An 18729-nucleotide genomic window follows, 5' to 3' on the forward strand; every position below is an offset into this window, starting at 1 on the left:
TGTTGCCACGTCTATCACTCCTGGTCTCCTGCTGCTCAACAAAGCAGCAGATTAGGGTTAGTACGTGGGTCAGGTTTGGATGGAAGTCCTGGGGGTTAGTGGGTCACTTCTGCGTGGAAATCAACAGCGCAACAGACAGCCTTGGCGAGCGATTGCTCGCCCTGCAAGGCTGCTTCAAGTGCCAACCAAACAAGTCATCTGCCGCGGGCGCTGATCGGAAGGTAGTGCTTTCACTCGAAGGCGTTGAAATTCAACAGCCTGTTAGGTCGAAAGGACCAGGTCGTCGCCGGCGGGAGCAGTCGTTGGCTGGCCATCCCCGAGGTCCTGACCCTCCTGCGGGTCCTGCCGCCAACGGAGGTCAGGTTCCGAGGTACAGCTGACTGCCGGCAGGGCGATCGGCCAAAGTCAGGTATCGGCGCCCGCTGACATTCGCCGGCGCACCGTGACCGACTGCAGACAGCCTGAAGCCGCCGCATGGCCAAATCGCTGCCCTTCGCGTCAAGCGTTTAGGCGCGGCGCTGAGTAGAAAGATCCCGAGCTGACTGCGTACCGAACGGCCCGACTGGAAAAAATACAAGACTCAGTGAGAAACGCCCGGGAAAGTACAACACTGAAGGAATAAAAAGTACAAAGGTAGGCCCTTGGTGTTGTTCCAAGTCGTTGATTTCTCGAATTCGGCAGTACAACACTCAGCGCATATCGACAACAGGAGCGAAAACACCGGATTGTCGTGTAAATCGTTGATTCAAAAAGGGTTTTATCGATGAGGTCATCAAGCTTCAGAAGTTTTCCTTGTATCTGAGCAAGCAAAAAGCCCAGGGTTCCGCGCACCGTTGCTCCAGGTTTTTTCGATTGTTGCGACAAACGGAACTGTCTTTTCACGCTTTGGGTGTGGTTGGTTGCGGCGCTGGCATTGCACCTTCCGCCATGGCAGACTGCTCCGCCCAACGCCTTCGGGAGACGTGCATGACCGAGCCGACCACCCTTTGCGACATCACAGTTGTCACCACCACCGTGGCCACCGAGACGGAAGCGCAGCAGCTGGCGCAGCTGGTTTTGCGGGCCCGGCTGGCTGCCTGTGTGCAGGTGGAGCCGATCACGGCCTATTTCCGCTGGCAGGGTGCGTTGCAGGAGGATCGTGAATTTCGGCTGGTGTGCAAAACCGCACCCCGGGCCCTTCATCCCTTGCTGGCCATCGTGAGGGCGCACCATCCTTATGTGCTACCGCAACTGGTGGTGCAGGCGTTGCAGGGTTCGGCGGAGTATGCCGAATGGGTGGACGCGCAAGTTACCCACGCCGCAGGGCCGCCCTGAAGAGGGGTTGGGCATCAACCGGTTGTTCGGGCCCCGGGCCGTCGGTGTGGGCCCTCTAACTCCTCGGTTGATTTACACACTCAAATCAATCTGCTGCACTGTCCCCACCCCTCCGTCCTCGCGCAGGTACACGCTTGTGGAGCGCACGGCGCCCAGGGGGGTGTTGTCGGCGGTGCGCAGGGCAAACGGGGTGGCTGCCGATGCGGCGGTCTGCACGGCGCCTACGCCGAGTTCGGCCAGGGTTTGCAGGCGGCCGGCGCCATCGGCGCTGGGGGTCCACACGCGCAGTTGTTGGTAGACGGGGTCGGCTTCGTCGATCCAGCCGTTGCCGTCGCTGTCGTGCCGGGCCAGCTCGGCAAAGCCGTTGCCGGTGCCGGGGCCGAAGAGTTCCAGGCCGTTGTCGATGAGTGCGTTCTGGTTGGTGTCCAGCGCCAGGTAGCCCCGGTTGCCTGCCAGCAGGGGCACGTTTTCGGTTTCGCCGTCGCCGTTCAGGTCGAAGGCAAAGCGCTGGTCTTGCAGCTGGGCGGCAGTGCCGTCGAAGTTGATCACCAGCGGGTCGAAGGCCGTGGCGTCGCCCAGGCGCAGGCTGAACGAGGATTCCTGGCGGTAGCTGCGCTGCATGTCCAGCTGCAGGGTGAAGCGGATCTCGCGCCCGTCGGCGGTGCGCACCACGCCCTGGGCGCTGAACTGGGTGCGTTCGGTTTCTTCGATGACCTCGCGCTGTTCATAGACCAGGCCAAAGCCAGCGCGCTGGCGCCCGGGGGCGGAGTCTGCCTGGGCTTGCGCTGGGCGCCTGGGTGGGTTGGGGGCTTCGGCCGATGCTTCTGGGCCGGTGTAAACGCGCACCCGCACGCCGGTCATGAGTGCGATGAGGTCGCGCATCAGGGCGAGCTGGGGCGTCAGGCCTTCGTCGGCGTCGGTTTCACGGGGGGCCTCAGTGGCCTCGGTGGCCGTGGTGGTGGCCTGCGCGGCCTCGGCCAGGCGGGCGGCGCTGGAGATCTGGACAGCCGGGGTCGCTCGGGCGGGGCTGGGGGCGTTGGCGGGGCGGCGGTCGCCCACCCAGGCTTCAAAGCGGCTGCTTTGGGTGTGCACGCGCGTTGCTGCGTGCTGGGCCTGCATCTGCAGGGCGGATGATTCGATCTTCATGGGACACCTCCGCGGTTGCCACAAGGAGATATCGGCCAGTGGGCGCAAGAACTTGATTGACCCTGGTGGGGGCAGGGCTGTGGGACGCGCGAAGACCGGGGGGCTATGCAGCCTGCAGCACCTGGCGCTCGAAGTCCTCCAGAGCCAGCGGGCGGCCGAACAGGTAGCCCTGGAACGCCCGGCAGCCGTGCGAGAGCAGAAACTGGTGGTGCTCGGTGGTTTCCACGCCCTCGGCGATCACGTCCAGGCCCAGGCTGCCGGCCAGCCCGATGATGGAGCGCGCGATGGCGGCGTCGCTCGGGTCCAGCAGCACGTCGCGCACGAAACCCTGGTCGATCTTGATCTGGTCGAGCGGCAGGCGCTTGAGGTAGCTGAGCGACGAGTAGCCGGTGCCAAAGTCGTCCAGCGAAAAACCCAGGCCATGGGCCTTGAGGGCTTGCATGGTGGCGATGACGTTGTCCACGTTGTCCAGCAGCAGGCTTTCGGTCAGCTCCAGCTTGATCTGCGCAGGGTTGGCTCCCGTGCTCTGCAGCAGTGCCAGCACCTGGGCCACAAAATCTTCCTGCAGGAACTGGCGGGCACTCACGTTGATGGCCAGGCTGAGTTGGGCGAAGTGCGGCTCTTGCCGCCAGCGGGCCTGCTGGCGCAGGGCGGTTTCCATGACCCAGTGGCCCAGCGGCAGGATCAGGCCGGATTCTTCGGCCAGCGGGATGAACTCGGCGGGCGAGACCATGCCGTGCACAGGGTGGCGCCAGCGCACCAGGGCCTCGGCGCCGATGATGTGGCCCTGGCTGTCCACCTGCGGCTGGTAGAGCAGCAGGAACTGCGCCTGCCGCAGGCCGTTGTGCAGCTCGGTCTCCAGCAGAGCTCGGCGGTTCACAGCCTGCTGCATGTCGGGGTCAAAAAAGCGCAGGGTGTTGCGCCCCGCGTCCTTGGCGCGGTACATGGCCATGTCGGCCTGCTTGAGCACTTCGTCCACCGAGTCGCGGTGGTGGCGCAGCAAGGTGGCGCCGATGCTGGCCGAAAAATGGTGCTCATGCCCGGCCAGGTCATACGGCTGGCGCAGCTGGGCCAGGATCAACTCGCCCAGGGTGCGGGTCTGGGCGGCGGCCTCGGTGGCGTCGCTGCTCAGGTTCTGCAGCACCACCACAAACTCGTCGCCGCCCAGGCGGGCCACGGTGTCCTGCTCGCGCACGCAGCCGCGCAGGCGCTGGGCCACTTCCTTGAGCAGCAGGTCGCCCACCTCGTGGCCCCGGGTGTCGTTCAGGGTCTTGAAGTTGTCCAGGTCCACAAACAGCACGGCCGTGGTCATGCCCGAGCGCGCGCCGTTGACCAGCACCTGCTGCAGCCGGTCCACCAGCAGGCGGCGGTTGGGCAGCTGGGTGAGCGCGTCGTAGAACGCCAGGTAGCGCGCTTCATCTTCGGCGGCCTTGCGGCCCGAGATATCAATGTCGATGCAGAACATCTCCGGCGGGTGGCCGGGCACCTGGATGTAGGCGTGGCTGGAGAACACATCCACCGGCGAGCCGTCCTTGCGCTGCAGCTGCAGCTCGCCCGCCGGGATGACCTCGCCTGTCTTGAACATGTGCGCCACATGGCTGCGCACAGCCTCGCGCATGGGGGGCGGGATGATGAGGTCCAGCAGGTTGGCGCCCAGTGCATCTTCGGCGGTGTAGCCGTAGAGGTGCTCGGAGGCCTTGTTCCAGTAGCTGGTGGTGCCGTCTTCCAGGTAGCCCTGCACCGAGATGGAAGGGATGTTGCGCAACAGCGAGCGAAACCGCAGTTCCGACTCGCGCAGCGCACTTTCGGCTTGCTTGCGTTTGGTGATGTCGCGGGCCAGGAACACCACGGCGGCCTGGCCGCCCACCTTCACGCCCAGGGGCTGCGCGCGTCCCTCGAACTCGCGCCGTCCCGCCTGCGTCTGCATCTCGTACTCGATGGTGTGGGTCTGGCCCGATTGCAGGGTGTCGCGGATCAGCGCCATGAAACCATCGGCCTGCTCTGCGGGCAGCACCTCGTGCAGGCGTTTGCCGATGAGCGCAGGCGCGCTGGCAGCCAGCGCCGTGTCGTCGGGCGAGAGCACTTCCACATAGCGCCCCTGTGCGTCCAGCACCAGCAGTACGTCGGGGATGGCCTGGGCGATGGCGTGCAGGCGCGCGGCCGTGCCCGCCAGTGCATGTTCGGTGGCCATGCGCTCTTCTACATCGCGCAGCAGCAGGCCCAGGACCACGGTGGCGGGGGTGAAGGTGAGTAAAAAGGGCAGGGCCAGGGTCTGGTTGACGCGCTGGGCCACTTCGGCGGGTAGCAGTTGAAAAACTGCAAGCACGGCGGTGTGCAGCAGCAGCCCGAACAGCGCCAGCGGCACCGGTCGCACCCCAAGCCGCGCGCGCGCACGCCCCTCGCGATAGACCAAGCCCATCACGGTGCACAGTGCAATCACCATCAGGCCCACCTCGGCCCCTGCGCCACCCAACCACAGGCGCCCCGTGGCCGCCATGGCCGCTGCGATGCAGGCCACCAGCGGCCCGCCAAACAGCCCCGCCATGCTGAGCACGACCGAGCGCGCATCAAAGATCACGCCGGGCATCAGCACCACCGGGGTGAGCATGCCTACCACGCAGATGCCGCCAAAGATCAGCCCCGAAAAAGCCTGGCCCACCAGCGGGCGGTGGCGCCACAGGCGGATGTTGAAGCCGTGCAGAAAACACAGCGCCAACAGCAAGGCAACGCCTTTGACCAGCTCAATGAACATGGGCCTCCGTGCTTTTTCCGGGGAAGACCCATCATGGGCGAATTGTTGCGATCCGTAAACGTGAAAATGGCCCCAGATGGGGCCATTTGATGTCAAACCAGGCCCGCAGGGCCACCCGCTGGGGTGCGGTTGAAGGCGGGTTCAGGCCAGCAAAGCCTGCGCAAACTCGCGGGCGCTGAAGGTTTCCAGGTCTTCGAGTTTTTCGCCCACGCCGATGAAATACACGGGGATGGGGCGCTCCTGCGCAATCGCGGCCAGCACGCCGCCCTTGGCGGTGCCGTCGAGCTTGGTCACGATGAGGCCGGTGAGCTGCAGCGCATCGTCAAACGCCCGCACCTGGGCCAGCGCGTTCTGGCCAGTGTTGCCATCGATCACCAGCAGCACCTCGTGCGGGGCGGTGGCGTCCGCCTTGGTCACCACGCGGCGGATCTTTTTCAGCTCTTCCATCAGGTGCAGCTGTGTGGGCAGGCGCCCGGCGGTGTCCACCAGCACCACGTCCTTGCCACGTGCCTTGCCTGCGGTCACGGCGTCAAAACTCACGGCGGCGGGGTCGCCACCTTCCTGGCTCACGATCTCGACCGTGTTGCGGTCGGCCCACACGCCCAGCTGCTCGCGCGCGGCGGCGCGGAAGGTGTCGGCGGCGGCCAGCAGCACGGCAGCGCCTTCGTCTGCCAGGTGTTTGGTGAGCTTGCCAATCGACGTGGTCTTGCCCGCGCCGTTCACGCCCGCCACCATGATCACGGTGGGGGTGTGCTCGCCAATCACCAGGGCTTTTTCAAGCGGGCGCAGCAGGTCGGCCAGCGCATCGGCCAGCAGGCCCTTGACGGCGGCGGGGTCGGTGGCCTTGGCCTCCTTCACGCGGCGCTTGAGGTCGGCCAGCAGGTGGGCCGTGGCCTTGACGCCGGTGTCGGCCATGAGCAGGGCCTCTTCCAGTTCCTCATACAGCGCATCGTCGATCTGCGTGCCGGTGAACACGGTGGCAATGCTGCTGCCGGTCTTGCGCAGCCCGGCTTTGAGGCGGTCGAGCCAGCCCTTGCGTTCGGCCGCCAGAGGGGCCGGTGCGGGCATGGGGGCTGCAGGCGGTGGCACGGGGGCGATAGCTGGTGCAACAGGGGGCAGGGGGGCCGGGGGCGCGGTGGGCGCAGGGGCTGGCGCAGCCGGGGCCATCGGGGCGATGGCTGGGGCGGCAGTGGGCGCCGCCACAGGCACTGCAACGGGCTCTGCAACGGGTGCCTGAGCAGGCGCCGGAACGGGTGTCACCACCGGTGCAGTGGCAGGTGCCACAGGCGGCGGGGCCTCGGCCTCCGGCGTTTTGGCCGCAAAGGGGTTGCGCAGCCAGCCAAAGCCCGAAGGTGCGGGCGCGGCCACCGGCGGGGCAGGCTGTGCGGCAGGGGGCGGGGCGGTCAGCGGGGGCGCTGCGGGTGCGGGCGTGGGGGCAGGTGCGGGGGCAGCGGGCGCCTGGGCGTCTACCGGCGAGGCCGGGGCGGGCACCTCGGCGGGGGCGGGTGCGTCGGCCGGGGTGGGGGCTGGTTTTTTCTTGAAGAAACTGAACATTGGAGGGTTCTTAGAATCACTCCATTCTATGAAACGCGCTTTCAACCTCCTGGGCCTCATGGCCTGCCTCTCGTGCGGGGCTGCCTTTGCGGCAACGCCACCGGTGCCTACCACCCCCGCTGCAGCGCCTGCCGTGGCACCCGCGACAGCCCCAGCCACGGCGTCAGGTGCGCAGCAGTTCACACTGAAAAACGGCATGCAGCTCATCGTGCAGCCCGACCGGCGCGCCCCCACGGCGGTGCACATGGTCTGGCTGCGGGTCGGCTCCATGGACGAGGTGGACGGCGTGACCGGCGTGGCCCATGTGCTGGAGCACATGCTCTTCAAGGGCACCAAGACGCTGCAGCCGGGCGAGTTCTCGCGCCGCGTGGCGGCCCTGGGGGGGCGCGAAAACGCCTTCACCAGCCGCGACTACACGGGCTACTACCAGCAGATTCCGTCCAACCGGCTCGAAGACGTGATGAAGCTCGAATCCGACCGGTTTGCCAACAACCAGTGGCCGGATGACGAGTTCAAGAAAGAGATCGAGGTCGTGAAGGAAGAGCGCCGCCTGCGCACCGAAGACCAGCCCCGCGCCATGCTGGCCGAGCAGCTGTTCGCCACCACCTTCATCGCCGCGCCCTACCGCCGCCCCATCGTGGGCTGGATGAGCGACCTGGACGCCATGACGCCCGACGACGTGCGCGCCTTCTACCGCCAGTGGTACACGCCCACCAACGCCGCCGTGGTGGTGGCGGGCGACGTGGACGTGGCCCAGGTGCGTGCGCTGGCCGAGAAGTACTACGGCAGCCTGCCCACCCACGCGCTGCCCGCGCGCAAGCCACGCATGGAGCCCGAGCAGAAGGGCCTGCGCCGCATTGCCGTCAAGGCCCCGGCCGAGCAGGCCTATGTGGCGCTGGCCTTCCGTGCGCCCAACCTGCGCCGGGTGGACAACCTCACCGATGCCGACCGCGATGCGCTTGCGCTCATGGTGTTGTCGGCCGTGTTCAACGGCTACGACGGCGCGCGGCTGGACCGTGCCCTGACCCAGGGCGACAACCGCGTGGCCGACAGCGCCAGCAGCAGCGCGATGGTGACGGGGCGCGGCCCCAGCCTGTTCATGCTCAGCGGTGTGCCTGCCGCAGGCAAGACCGCCCAGCAGGTCGAAGACGCGCTGCGCGCCGAGGTGGCCCGCGTGGCCCGTGATGGCGTGAGCGAGGCCGAGCTGACCCGCGTGAAAACGCAGTGGATTGCCTCCACCGTGTACGAGCGCGACTCGGTGATGAGCCAGGCGCAGGAGCTGGGCGGCAACTGGGTGCAGGGCTTCCCGCTGGACGCCAACGAGCGCCTGCTGGCGCTGCTGCGCACCGTGACACCCGCCCAGGTGCAGGCTGTGGCCGCCAAATATTTTGGTGACGACCAGCTCACCGTGGCCACGCTGCTGCCCCAGCCGCTCGACGCCCCCCGCCCCCGCGCGCAGCCCGCGCCCGGTGCGGCCCGCCACTGAACCCGATTTGCGCAGTCCATCCATGATTACTATTAAAAAGATAGCTGTTCGCGCTTTACTAGCGGGCGCAGGAGCCGTTTTTTATTCACATTCTGCCTGGGCGCTGCTGCCCATCCAGCACTGGACGGAGGGGAACGGCGCCAAGGTGTACCTGGTCGAAAGCCCCGTCATCCCCATGGTGGACGTGCAGATCGACTTTGACGCTGGCACGCGCCGCGACCCGGCGGGCCAGTCGGGCCTGGCCAGTGCTGTGGCCATGATGGCCAGCAAGGGCGTCAAGGTGCAGGGCAGTGCCCCCGCGCTGGACGAAAACGGCCTGGGCGAAGCCTGGGCCGACCTGGGCGCCAACTTCGAGGCGGCGGCCGACAACGACGCGCTGCACTACACGCTGCGCTCGCTCACCGATCCACCCCTGCTCGACCAGGCCGCCCGCCTGGCTGCGCGCCAGATCGGCGAGCCCAGCTGGCCCGCCGACCTGTGGCCGCGCGACCGCGCGCGCTGGAGCGCCAGCATCAAGGAATCACTCACCCGCCCCTCCACCGTGGCTGCCCACGCGTTCGGCACGGCGGTCTACGGCAGCCACCCCTATGGCGTGCGCACCACCGAGCAGACCCTGGCCCGCATCAGCGTGGCCGACATGCAGGCCTTCCACAGCCAGCACATCGCCGCCTGCCGCGCCAAGGTCAGCATCGTGGGTGCCGTGACGCGTGCCCAGGCGCAAACGCTGGTCGCCACGCTGCTGTCGCGTCTGCCCGCCAGCACGGGCTGCGCGCCGCTGCCGCCTGTGGGCGAGATCGCTGCGCTCACGGCCCCGGCCGAGCAGAACATCCCCTTCACCTCGGCCCAGGCCCATGTGCTGATCGGCCAGCCCGGCTTTCAGCGCCGCGACCCGGACTTTGTGCCGCTGTTGGTGGGCAACCACATCCTGGGCGGCGGCGGTTTTGTCTCGCGCCTGACCAACGAGGTGCGCGAAAAACGCGGGCTCTCGTACAGCGTCTACAGCTACTTCGCCTCTGGCCTGCACGCGGGCGCCTTCACCGTGGGCCTGCAGACGCGGCCTGACCAGGCGGCGCAGGCCGTGCAGGTCTCGCGCGACGTGATCGCCCGTTTTGTGGCCGAAGGCCCCACCGAGGCCGAGCTGCGCGCCGCCAAGGACAACCTCATCGGCGGCTTTGCGCTGCGCATCGACAGCAACAAAAAGCTGCTGGGCAACGTGGCCAACATCGCCTGGAACGACCTGCCGCTCGACTACCTGGACCAGTGGACAAAGAAGGTCGAAGCCCTGACGGTGGCCGATGTGCGCACCGCCATGGCCAAAAAGCTGCAGCCCGAGCGCATGGTCACCGTGGTGGTGGGAGGTAAGCAGCCATGAGCCGATCGACCCTGCGCGGCAGCGCCATCACCGCTGAAATCCGCAAGGCCCAGGCCGCAGCCGCTGCGGCCCCCGTGGCCCCCAAAAAAGGCGCCAAAGACAAACCCGCTGCCGCCGCTGTTGGCCCCAAGGGCGCGGGCGAAATCCGCATCATCGGCGGGCAGTGGAAGCGCACCCGCCTGCCCGTGGCCCAGCGCCCCGGCCTGCGCCCCACGCCCGACCGCGTGCGCGAAACGCTGTTCAACTGGCTGGGCCAGGACCTGAGTGGCTGGCGCTGCCTGGACGCCTTTGCGGGCACGGGCGCGCTGGGGCTCGAAGCCGCATCGCGCGGCGCTGCGTCGGTGCAGCTGGTGGAAAGTGATGCCGCGCTGGTGGCCCAGCTGCAGGTGCTGCAGGCCAAGCTGCAGGCCAGCGCCGTGCGCGTGCAGCGCGGCGACGGCGTGGCCGCGCTGAAGCAGGCCGCGCCCGCCAGTGTGGACCTGGTGCTGCTCGACCCGCCGTTTGACGGCGACCTGTTTGCCCCCGCCCTGCAGGCCGCCGCCAAAGCCGTGGCCTCAGAGGGTTTTATCTACCTCGAAGCCCCCCGCGCCTGGACCGACGAAGAACTGGCCCCGAGTGGCCTGGTGCTGTACCGGCACCTCAAGGCGGGGGCGGTGCATGCGCACCTGCTCAAGCGCGGCTGACGCAGCACGGCTGAGGCAGGGCGGCTGAGGCAGGGCGGCTGAGGCAGGGCGGCTCGACGGCCGTCCTCCCGCTACCTTCTCAGCGTCACCAGCCGCGCGCTGCCGTCGGCTTCAATGCCCGCCATGTTCCAGCGCAGCGTCTGCGGCAGCGCCGCGAGCGCGGGCTGGCGCACCCAGGCCAGGTGCACGGTGTAGTCGCCCGCGGGCAGGCTGGGCGGGGTCCATGTGGTGCTGATCTGGGCGGGTTGGCCCGGCAGCACGCCGCGCGCCTGGGCCGCGCTCAACAGCACCTGCTGGTCCACCACCTGGCCTGAGGCATTGCGCAGCTGGGCCTGCAGCTGCCAGGGCGCATACAGCGGCGCGTTGCCGGTGTTGTCCACCCGCAGCTGCAGCTGCACCGTGGTGGCCGACAGGGCGGTGACGCTGACCGGCCCCAGCGCAAAGCGGTAACCCGCCTCGCGCCCCACGGCGGCCAGGTCAGCCTGTTCGCTGGCCGAGAAGCTGGTCCAGGGCGCGTTCAGGTTGCCATTGCCCACGGTGGACACATGGAAGTCGCGCACCTGCTGCAGCGCGGTGGCGGCGTTGGTTTGCGCGCCGCCGGGGCCAAAGGGGCAGAACTCGGCCACCCAGGGCGCGGTTTTCCAGCGGTCTGCAATCAGCGCCCAGTCGGCCGGGCGGTTGGTCCACTGGTTCATGTAGCCCGCCTGGGCCAGGCAGTCCCAGCGCAGGCCCACGGGCAGCGTGGTGGTGGTCTGCTGGAAGAGCCCGTACTGCAGCGCATCGAGGTTGGAGTAGGGGATGAACATCGCGTGCTGCGCATGCGGGAACACGTCGAAGTGCATCTGCGCGATGCTGCGCTTGGTGGCGTTGGTGGCTGCTTCAATGCCCTGCGCCTGCACGGCCGGGGTGTAGACCGCGTTGGTGCTGCTTTGCGCCCATTCGCCGTACTGCCCATACAGGCCCACGTCGATCCAGGCCAGGTCCGAGGTGTCGCCCAGCGCGGCCGCTACCGCCTGCAGCAGCGCCTGCATGCGGGCCAGCACGTAGGGGTGGTTCCAGTTGGGCACCAGCGTGGGCGGGGTGGGAGGCACGGTGGCGGGCATGGGGGCTGCCCACACGCAGGCCGGGTTGGGGGCGGTGCACTCGGGGCGCGCCGTGCCTGCGCCATAGAGGTAGGTGGGCACATCCAGCGTCTCGGTGCCATAGCCGCGCATGGCCTGGAGGCGGAACGCAAACTGCTGCCCCGCCGCCCGCGCCGCATCGCGTGCGGCCACCAGGCTGCTGAGGGTGTACTGGCCCGGCGTGGCGCCCTCCAGCTCGTTCCAGCGGTAGCGCTGGAAAGCGGCCAGCGGCGGGGCCGAATCGCCCAGCGGCACGGCGGCCGGGTTGGCGCGCCAGCGGTGGTAGCCCCGACCGGGGTTGGGCGTGAGGTCGCTGGCGATGGGCAGGGGCGCGAGCGTGGTGTTGACCGAGACCACCGTCCAGCCCGGGCTGGCGGGCGCGGGCGCAGGGCTGGGTGCGGGCGTTGGCGACGGTGATGGCGCAGGCGTTGGAAAGGGTGCAGGTGCCGAAGGCGATGTCGGCGAAGGCGCCACCGGCGGGTTGCCCGGCTGCGGCGCGGGTGCAGGCGTGGTGGCGTTGCCCGGTGTGGGCGCAGGCGCCTCGGCCGTGTTCGTGTCGCTGCCGCCGCAGGCCGACGCCAGCAGGGCGGCCGCCAGGGCCGAGAGCCGCGCCATGCGGGCCGGGTGCAGGGTGCTGAGAGGGTTCATGGGCGGCTTTCTTGAGTGAAATTCGGCCTTTTTGCGCGTCTGGTAAGCGCTTGTTGCTATTGTTTTTGATGTGATCGGTCGGGGCCGGAGGCGCTGGGCTCCGCCACCACGGTCAGGCGCAGCGCGCCACCTTCCAGCGTGTAGGTGAAGGTGTAGTGGCCTGGCGCCAGCGTGGCGCGGCCACCGGGGAAGGAGGTGTCGGTCACGTGGGTGAACTGGCGCTGGCCGATCTGGATGCGGGTCTTGCGGTAGTGCGCCAGCGTGGCGGGCAGCGCGTGCCAGCGGCTGGTGTCGCCCGGCAGCAGCGGGCCCAGGTCCACATCCGTGCCCTGCTGCGGCAGGCCTTGCCAGACATGGGTGAACGCCTCCTGGCTGCTGTTGCGGATGCGCAGCCACACCTGGGCGCTGCCCTGCGCGTGGGCTCCAGTGGGGCGCAGCAGTGGCGCCAACACGGCCGCCCACAGGGGCAGGCGCTGCAGCCAGGTGCGGCGCATCATTGCGAATCCTTCAGGCTGTCCAGGTCTTCACTCAGCTTGCACACGCGGGCGCGTCGGCGCTCCAGCGCCGCGCCGCCAATGTTCAGCGCGGCCGAGCTGCCCTGGTCGGCAAACACGGCGCTGTCCCACTGGCCCTGGGCGGTGTCAAACGCCAGCCAGGCGCGCTGCGCCACGCGCAGGGTGTCGCGCCGGCCAGGGCCTGCGGCCTTCAGCACCTGGGCGTAGATGCGGTTGAGTTCCTTGTCCCACGCGGCGTAGGCGGCGTTCTGGGCGTCGATCAGGTCCACTGTCACGCCGCCGCTGCGCTCGGAGGCGGCGCCCAGGGCCTTGTCGATGGGGTGGGCGGTGCGCTGGCCGCAGAAATGTTCGGCGGCGTGTACGGCCTGCGTGCCTGCGGCCAGCAGCGTGAACGCGGCGAGCAGCGCGAGGGCGGTGCGGTGCCAGGGGGGGAGGAGGCGGTGGTGCATGGTGGTGTGTCCCTCTGTGTCTTTTTGGCTGGCGTGATTTTTTGGGTCTTTCAGATGCGGTGCAGCCCGCTCATGCCCCCACCCACAGCAGCGCCACCAAGGTGGACAGCAGCGCGAGCACGGTGAAGGCGGCCACCGCACCGCCGCTGGCGGCCGCCACGCTGGCCACGGTGGACCAGCCGCGCGCCTGGCCCCAGTGGGCGAGGTGGCGGGCCAGCCACAGCGCGGCGAGCCAGCCCAGCACCAGCAGCACGGCCAGGGTGCCCAGCAGCTTTCCGCCCTGCGCGGGGTTCATGCCGTTGCTGCCCAGCAGTGCGGTGAACATGAAGAACAGCGCGGGCAGCAGGTTGGCAGCGCCCGCCAGGAGCATGGTGAAGGTCGTGGCTGACATGCGGTGGGCCTGCGCCTTACTCCGTGACGGCGTAGCTCAGCACGTCCAGCGACTGCGTGTCTTTAGGGTTCCACGACAGGAAGTCCGAGCGTGCGATGACGGTGTAGGTCTTGCCCTGCACCAGCTTGCCGCCGGGCATCATCGCCTCGGTGCGCGGATCGACGTAAAGCATGGTGGTCAGGCCCTCGGCGCTGCGCATCAGCACGGCCTTCTTGCCGTCCTTCAACTTGGACTCGGTCACGTACGCGCTCTTGACGCCCGTGGGCGGGTTCAGGTTTTCCACGGTGCCCGACAGGCGGGTGATCTTTTGCCAGGTCTTGCTGTCCTGCGGTTTGACGGACTTGCCGCTTTCCGCCGCGTCAGCCTTTTGCAGGTCGCCCAGCGTGTTGTAGGCAATGGTCCAGTCGGCGTGGCGGGTGTCGCGGCGGATGTGGTCGGCTGCGAGCATCAGGTTCTCTGTCCAGTTGCCGCAGGCGTTCTTCTTCTTGCACAGCGGCCAGGCCATGCTGGTCCAGCGCTTGAGCTGCTCGGCCTTGTCGTGGCCGCGCATCTCCAGCGCCACGCCCGCGCCCAGCACGGCAGCTGCCTGGTTCTGCTCGGGCGCCACCACTAGCACGGCGCCGTTGCCCACGTCGAGCTTGCCCACGCGCAGCTGGCGCATCATGGCGTGGGCATAGTCCTCGGCGCTCTTGCCGCCCAGGTCTTTCACCAGCAGGGTGACGATCTCCACGCCCGTCTTTTGCGCATGCTCGTACATCTGCTTTTCAAACTGCGCGCGGATGGCCGGGTCCAGGATGCCGAACTCGTCGTAGGTGAACTGCGTGCCCTTGGACGGGATGGCGGCCACATCGGCCTTGGGCAGGGTTTCGGCCGCAGGCGCTGCCGCCAGGGCCGGGGCCTTGGCGGGTGGTGCGGCCACGGGCGCGGGCGATGGGGTGGCAACAGGCGCCTTGGCCACCGGGGTGGTGGGTGCCGGGGCGGGGGATGGGGCTGTGGGTGCCGCCGCCGCAGGCGATGCCGCTGCCGTGCGCACCGGCAGCCCGCCAGAGCACTGCGGCCCGCCGCCCTGCAGCTCGCAGGCTTCCTTCCAGCCCGCCTCGATGGCGGCCAGTCGCTTTCGGCGGCCGGGGTGGGTTTCGCCGTCCTTCTCGGGGATCAGCGTGGCAATGGCGCGCTGGGCGTCGGCCAGCGGCGCGCCCATCTTGTAGAGCACAAAGCCGCTGAATTTGTCGGACTCCAGCTCGATGGGCGGCTGGCTGCCGCCGGGCACGATGGTGTGGCCCGAGAGGTGGTGCCCGATCTCGTGCGCCATGATGCTCACGGGCGCCCAGTTGTTGGACTTGGTGGCCTCGATCACCTGGCCCATGAAGGCCGGGTTGTAGGCAATCACGCGGCGCGGCACCTGGTCGGGCCCCTGCATGATCACGGCGGCCGCGTTGGGCACCTTGCCCTCCACCACCACAAAGTTGGCGGGCAGGCCGGTGTATTTCATGATCTCGGCCACCACCTGCTTGCCGGTGCCGCCGCCCTTGGACAGGTCGGGCGGCGAAAACGCCAGCGGGCTGCCGTCGTACGAGCAGGCCTGCAGCGTGGCGGCCAGGTCGGCCACCAGCTGCGCCTTGCTGGGCTTGGCCACGGCAGCGGTCTTCTGGGCCATGGCCAGGCCGCCGACAGCGAGGCCGACGAGGGCGAAGCAGGCCAGGGCGACCGGGCGCAGTTGGCGAAGCTGGGGCAGGGAGTGGCGAGACAAGGTCATGGACAGGGGCCTTTCATGCAGCGCTTTGCGCCGCGCAAAAAATGAGCAGAGACAAAAAACAGAAAAACGAACGTCAAGCCACCAAGGCCGCCACGCGCAGAACGCGCTGCGCCAGCTCTGCTTGGCCCCGGGTTCCGGTCTTGGCGTACAGGCTGGCCAGCTGTGATCGCACAGTGGGCATCTTCACTTGGCGGTTGTCGGCCATTTCGCGCGGTGTCATGCCTTGCAGCAGCAGGGGCAGCAGGGCCGCTTCGGCGGGGGTGAGGCCGTAGAGCGCGCTGCACACCGACACGGTGGCGCCCGCATGCGGGGGCGTCTCGGGCACCAGGATGAACTGGGCCAGCGCCTCGCCGGTGGCGGGGGCCGTACCGCCGCGCAGGGGCGCGGCCAGGGCCACCAGCGTGGCAGGGGCACCGGGGTGCTGGGGCTGCAGGCGGGCAGAGACGGGTGTCTGCGTGCGCAGGCTGGTGCCCAGCAGCGGCACCAGCGCGGGGTGGATCTGCGCCAGCTGCAGCGGCTGGCGTGCCTGCCAGCCTGTGGCGCCGCGCAGCAGGATGCGGCAGGCGTCTTCAATGCCCAGCCATGCACGGGCGTGTTCGTTCAGGTAGCGCAGCTCACCCCGTCGGTTCACATGCATCACGCCCAGGGGCAGCTGGTCCAGCGTGCGCTCCAGCGCGCTGGTGTGACGCTGGGCCTGCTGCAGGCGGCGCTGGGCGCGCATGAGGCTGCGCACCCAGGGCGTGGCGGCGCGCAGGCGGACAAACTGCTCGGGCGTGAACTCGCTCTGGCCCAGGTCGTTGTACATCGCCAGCACATGCATGCCGACCTCGGGCGAGGCCTCGACGATGCTGTTGACCATGGCGTCGATGCCCAGGGGCTTGAGGTAGTCGGCATAAAACGCGCCCCGGCGCAGCGCCGGGGTGGTGACCAGCTGCTGGCTCAGCGAGCCGCCGCGCGCCAGCGCCTGCCCTTGCTGGCGCTCCAGCGCCTCGCTCCAGGCGTCGCAGCCCTGGATGAGCTGGGCGTAGCGCGCCAGAAAATCGTCGGGCATGCCCCACTGGTAGGCAGCCAGCGGGTCGTCCGAGCCGGGCAGGGGGCAGAACAGCACCACCTTGTGGCTGCCCAGCGCCTCGCCCAGGCGGCGCAGCAGGCGCTCCACCATGCCGGGCTCGCCCAGGGACTCCAGGCTTTCGGCCATCAAGGCCTCAAAACCAGGGATGCCCGGGTGTTGCCCCATGCGTTGCGTATCCCACTCCTGACCGGCCAAGGCGGCCTCCTTTTCGCTGATTTGGTTGAACTGCGGCGGATCGTAGGTGCGTTGCCGCCAGGGCAACATCATTCAGGTGAAGGATGTGGTGGCACTCCGACACACAATCGTGAACTGGTTCACATTTTTCAGCGGGCGCCGGGTGGCTCAGCCGCCCATCTGCCAGAGCACCAGCTCCACCACGCCCCGGGCATACAGCTGCGTCGCCTGCCACTTGAGCCCGGCAAACAGCGCCCCGGCCAGCAGCAGCCAGCCCGCGTCGCGGCGCAGATCCAGCACAAAGAACTGCCGCAGCGCCAGCATGAACATCAGCGTCTGCAGCGCCGTCATGTACCAGGGCGACCACTGCTTGTGCCACTTGAGCAGCTCTGGTGAGTGCACCAGCACCAGCGGCAGCTGGTTCACCATCTGCAGCGCAATGAACACTGCCTGGCAGTACAACGCCAGCGTCAGCAGCTCGGCCAGGTTGTAGCCGCGCCGCCGGAACACCAGCCAGGTGCTGGCCAGCGCAGCCACCGCGCCCAGCGAAAACGACCACTTCGAATACCCGGTGACCAGCGCATACATGCGCTGCGCCGCCTCGCTGGGCAGCGTGGGGCGCAGGTAGTCGGTGTGGCCCAGCACGATCAGCAAAAAGCCGATGGACAGGAACAGCAGCGTGAGCGGGTGCGGGTGGTCCTTGCGCTGCCCCAGCACGTATTCGCGCGCCATGGTGCCGGGCTGCGGCAGCACCCGCAGCGCGTTGCGGATGGCGCTCCACTCAAACCACCGGAACCGCTCCCAGGCCTCCTTACGCACCATGCGGGTGCCCATGCGCGCCGCCTTCTTCTGCCCGCAGTGCGCGCAAAACGGCCCCGTGAGCGGCGCGCCGCAGTTGAGGCAGGCCGAGGTGTCGAACAGGGCGTCGTGGATCGGGGCGGGGGTGGTGGGTGCAGAGGTCACAGGCGGGGCATACCGTGCAGCAAAACGGGCTGCGGATGGTAGGCCGCGAGCCCGTCTGTGCCATCGTTCAGATGAACGATGTGGCGTGGAAGCCTCGGGTGCTGTTCCAGAGGTGAGTGGATCCTGAGGTTGCTATGTTTTGTATAGCTTTAGCGCTTGTGGGTAATGGGTGAAGGCCGAGAAAGGCTACATAGGGTTCCTGCGGCGCAATGTCGCCATGCCCCATGCAGCGGCTGCCAGAGACATCAGGATCAAGCCCCATTCGCTGAGTGTGGGGATGGAGGTGGCGCCGCCGGCAGCGGGGGGCACCGCAGCGCAGGCGGCATGCCAGGGGGTGCTGCCGGTGGCGGTGTCCCAGGCCGCACTGGCCGAAGGGGTGAGGTTGTTGGGGCATAGCGAGGTATTCCCAGCTGTCAGCGTGGCGGGCGGTGCGGGCACTGCTCCCGTCAGCTGGTTGTTGCGGGCGACCAGTTGGAGGAGGGTTGGCGGGAGTGCGGGAATGCTGCCTGTGAGGCTGTTGTCCCGGAACGAGAGTGTTTCCAGGTTGGGCACACCTCCCAGCGCGGGAATGGTGCCGGTGAGCTGGTTCTGGTGAACCCGAAAGTCCCGCAGAGCGGGCAGGCCGGTAAGTGCGGGAATGGACCCGGTGAACTGGTTGTTGAAGGCGTAATAGGCATTCAGCAGGGCAAGGTTGGCGGGAGAAGGCAGAGCACCATTCAGTTGGTTGGCCGACACATCAAAGGTGACGAGCGCAGAGAGGCTGGAGATGGCGGGCATCGTGCCGGAGAGCGTGTTGGTGGCCAGGCCGATCAGTTGCAGGTCTGGCAGTGCTGACCAATCCGGAACCGTGCCCACCAGGTTGTTGCCGGGCAGATTCAGCCGGATCACGGTGTTTTGCCCTGCATCGCAAACAATGCCGTGCCAGGTGCATTCTGTGCCGGGAGCTCCGTTCCAGTTGGTGCTGGTCGTCCAGCCTGCGCCGTTGGTGGCGACGTAAAAGTCCAGCAGGTATTGCCGCTGGGGTGCAGGCACGGCGGCCTGGGCTGCGGTGGTGGCGAGTGTTGCGGATGCCAGCGCAATGCGCAGCAGAAGGCGGGAACAAGGCAGTTTCATGTGAATGGGTGAACGTTGGAAAGTAGCGATGGATATCGCTGGTGAGTCCCGGCACCGTGGGGCTGGTGCAGGTGCGATGGCGGAAATTTAGGGCGGCAGAGGGGTGCCGCACATCCTCTGCCTGAAGGAGGAAAAGCGCTGTCTGTGCCTGGACGCAACACGTCGTTCACATGACGGATGATGTGCAGAAGTGTTGCCCCTACCATCCGCTGTTTTTTTC

General features: G+C 68.0%; 15 protein-coding genes. 4 read left to right on the forward strand and 11 right to left on the reverse strand.

Going from position 1 to position 18729, the window contains the following annotated elements; translation table 11 throughout:
• Window positions 1-966 precede the first annotated feature (966 nt).
• On the forward strand, window positions 967-1314 hold the full coding sequence (gene cutA / locus ACYZGB_RS19915; protein WP_462390583.1) for a divalent-cation tolerance protein CutA: 348 nt from the start codon (window positions 967-969) through the stop codon (window positions 1312-1314).
• A gap of 72 nt (window positions 1315-1386) precedes the next feature.
• Here the strand turns inward: cutA and ACYZGB_RS19920 are convergent, their stop codons facing one another.
• The 3 genes from ACYZGB_RS19920 to ftsY form a co-directional block, all read right to left on the reverse strand.
• Window positions 1387-2460 carry a hypothetical protein gene (locus ACYZGB_RS19920; protein ID WP_462390584.1) on the reverse strand — a complete coding sequence of 358 codons (1074 nt, stop codon included), beginning with the start codon at window positions 2458-2460 and terminating at the stop codon, window positions 1387-1389.
• Between the two features lie 103 nt (window positions 2461-2563).
• Window positions 2564-5212, reverse strand: a complete 2649-nt coding sequence (locus ACYZGB_RS19925; protein ID WP_462390585.1) for an EAL domain-containing protein — start codon at window positions 5210-5212, stop codon at window positions 2564-2566.
• 141 nt (window positions 5213-5353) lie between these two features.
• Window positions 5354-6766, reverse strand: a complete 1413-nt coding sequence (gene ftsY, locus ACYZGB_RS19930; protein ID WP_462390586.1) for a signal recognition particle-docking protein FtsY — start codon at window positions 6764-6766, stop codon at window positions 5354-5356.
• Window positions 6767-6794: 28 nt separating this feature from the next.
• Between ftsY and ACYZGB_RS19935 the strand changes: the two genes are divergently transcribed.
• From ACYZGB_RS19935 to rsmD, 3 genes are read left to right on the forward strand one after another with little or no spacing between them, the layout of a single operon-like run.
• On the forward strand, window positions 6795-8252 hold the full coding sequence (locus tag ACYZGB_RS19935) for a M16 family metallopeptidase (protein ID WP_462390587.1): 1458 nt from the start codon (window positions 6795-6797) through the stop codon (window positions 8250-8252).
• Between the two features lie 22 nt (window positions 8253-8274).
• Window positions 8275-9624 carry a M16 family metallopeptidase gene (locus ACYZGB_RS19940; RefSeq protein WP_462390588.1) on the forward strand — a complete coding sequence of 450 codons (1350 nt, stop codon included), beginning with the start codon at window positions 8275-8277 and terminating at the stop codon, window positions 9622-9624.
• A complete protein-coding gene (gene rsmD, locus ACYZGB_RS19945; RefSeq protein ID WP_462390589.1) occupies window positions 9621-10307 on the forward strand; it encodes a 16S rRNA (guanine(966)-N(2))-methyltransferase RsmD in 687 nt (228 codons plus the stop codon). The genes ACYZGB_RS19940 and rsmD overlap by 4 nt, the downstream gene beginning before the upstream one ends.
• A 71-nt stretch (window positions 10308-10378) precedes the next feature.
• On the opposite strand, the gene ACYZGB_RS19950 is transcribed toward rsmD, so the two are convergent.
• The 8 genes from ACYZGB_RS19950 to ACYZGB_RS19985 form a co-directional block, all read right to left on the reverse strand.
• A complete protein-coding gene (locus ACYZGB_RS19950; RefSeq protein WP_462390590.1) occupies window positions 10379-12076 on the reverse strand; it encodes a DUF4832 domain-containing protein in 1698 nt (565 codons plus the stop codon).
• A gap of 56 nt (window positions 12077-12132) precedes the next feature.
• Entirely contained in the window at window positions 12133-12573 is a 441-nt protein-coding gene (locus ACYZGB_RS19955) for a hypothetical protein (protein WP_462390591.1), read from the reverse strand.
• A complete protein-coding gene (locus ACYZGB_RS19960; RefSeq protein WP_462390592.1) occupies window positions 12570-13040 on the reverse strand; it encodes a lysozyme inhibitor LprI family protein in 471 nt (156 codons plus the stop codon). The genes ACYZGB_RS19955 and ACYZGB_RS19960 overlap by 4 nt, the downstream gene beginning before the upstream one ends.
• A gap of 70 nt (window positions 13041-13110) precedes the next feature.
• Entirely contained in the window at window positions 13111-13431 is a 321-nt protein-coding gene (locus ACYZGB_RS19965; RefSeq protein ID WP_462390593.1) for a hypothetical protein, read from the reverse strand.
• Window positions 13432-13447: 16 nt separating this feature from the next.
• Window positions 13448-15187, reverse strand: coding sequence for a TPM domain-containing protein (locus tag ACYZGB_RS19970; RefSeq protein ID WP_462390594.1), 1740 nt, complete (start codon window positions 15185-15187; stop codon window positions 13448-13450).
• Between the two features lie 73 nt (window positions 15188-15260).
• On the reverse strand, window positions 15261-16526 hold the full coding sequence (locus ACYZGB_RS19975) for a helix-turn-helix transcriptional regulator (RefSeq protein WP_462390595.1): 1266 nt from the start codon (window positions 16524-16526) through the stop codon (window positions 15261-15263).
• A gap of 75 nt (window positions 16527-16601) precedes the next feature.
• Window positions 16602-17396, reverse strand: coding sequence for a DUF3667 domain-containing protein (locus ACYZGB_RS19980; protein ID WP_462390596.1), 795 nt, complete (start codon window positions 17394-17396; stop codon window positions 16602-16604).
• Between the two features lie 186 nt (window positions 17397-17582).
• Window positions 17583-18509 carry an IPTL-CTERM sorting domain-containing protein gene (locus ACYZGB_RS19985; protein WP_462390597.1) on the reverse strand — a complete coding sequence of 309 codons (927 nt, stop codon included), beginning with the start codon at window positions 18507-18509 and terminating at the stop codon, window positions 17583-17585.
• Window positions 18510-18729 lie beyond the last annotated feature (220 nt).

The sequence above is a fragment of the Acidovorax sp. Q11 genome (assembly GCF_054950075.1).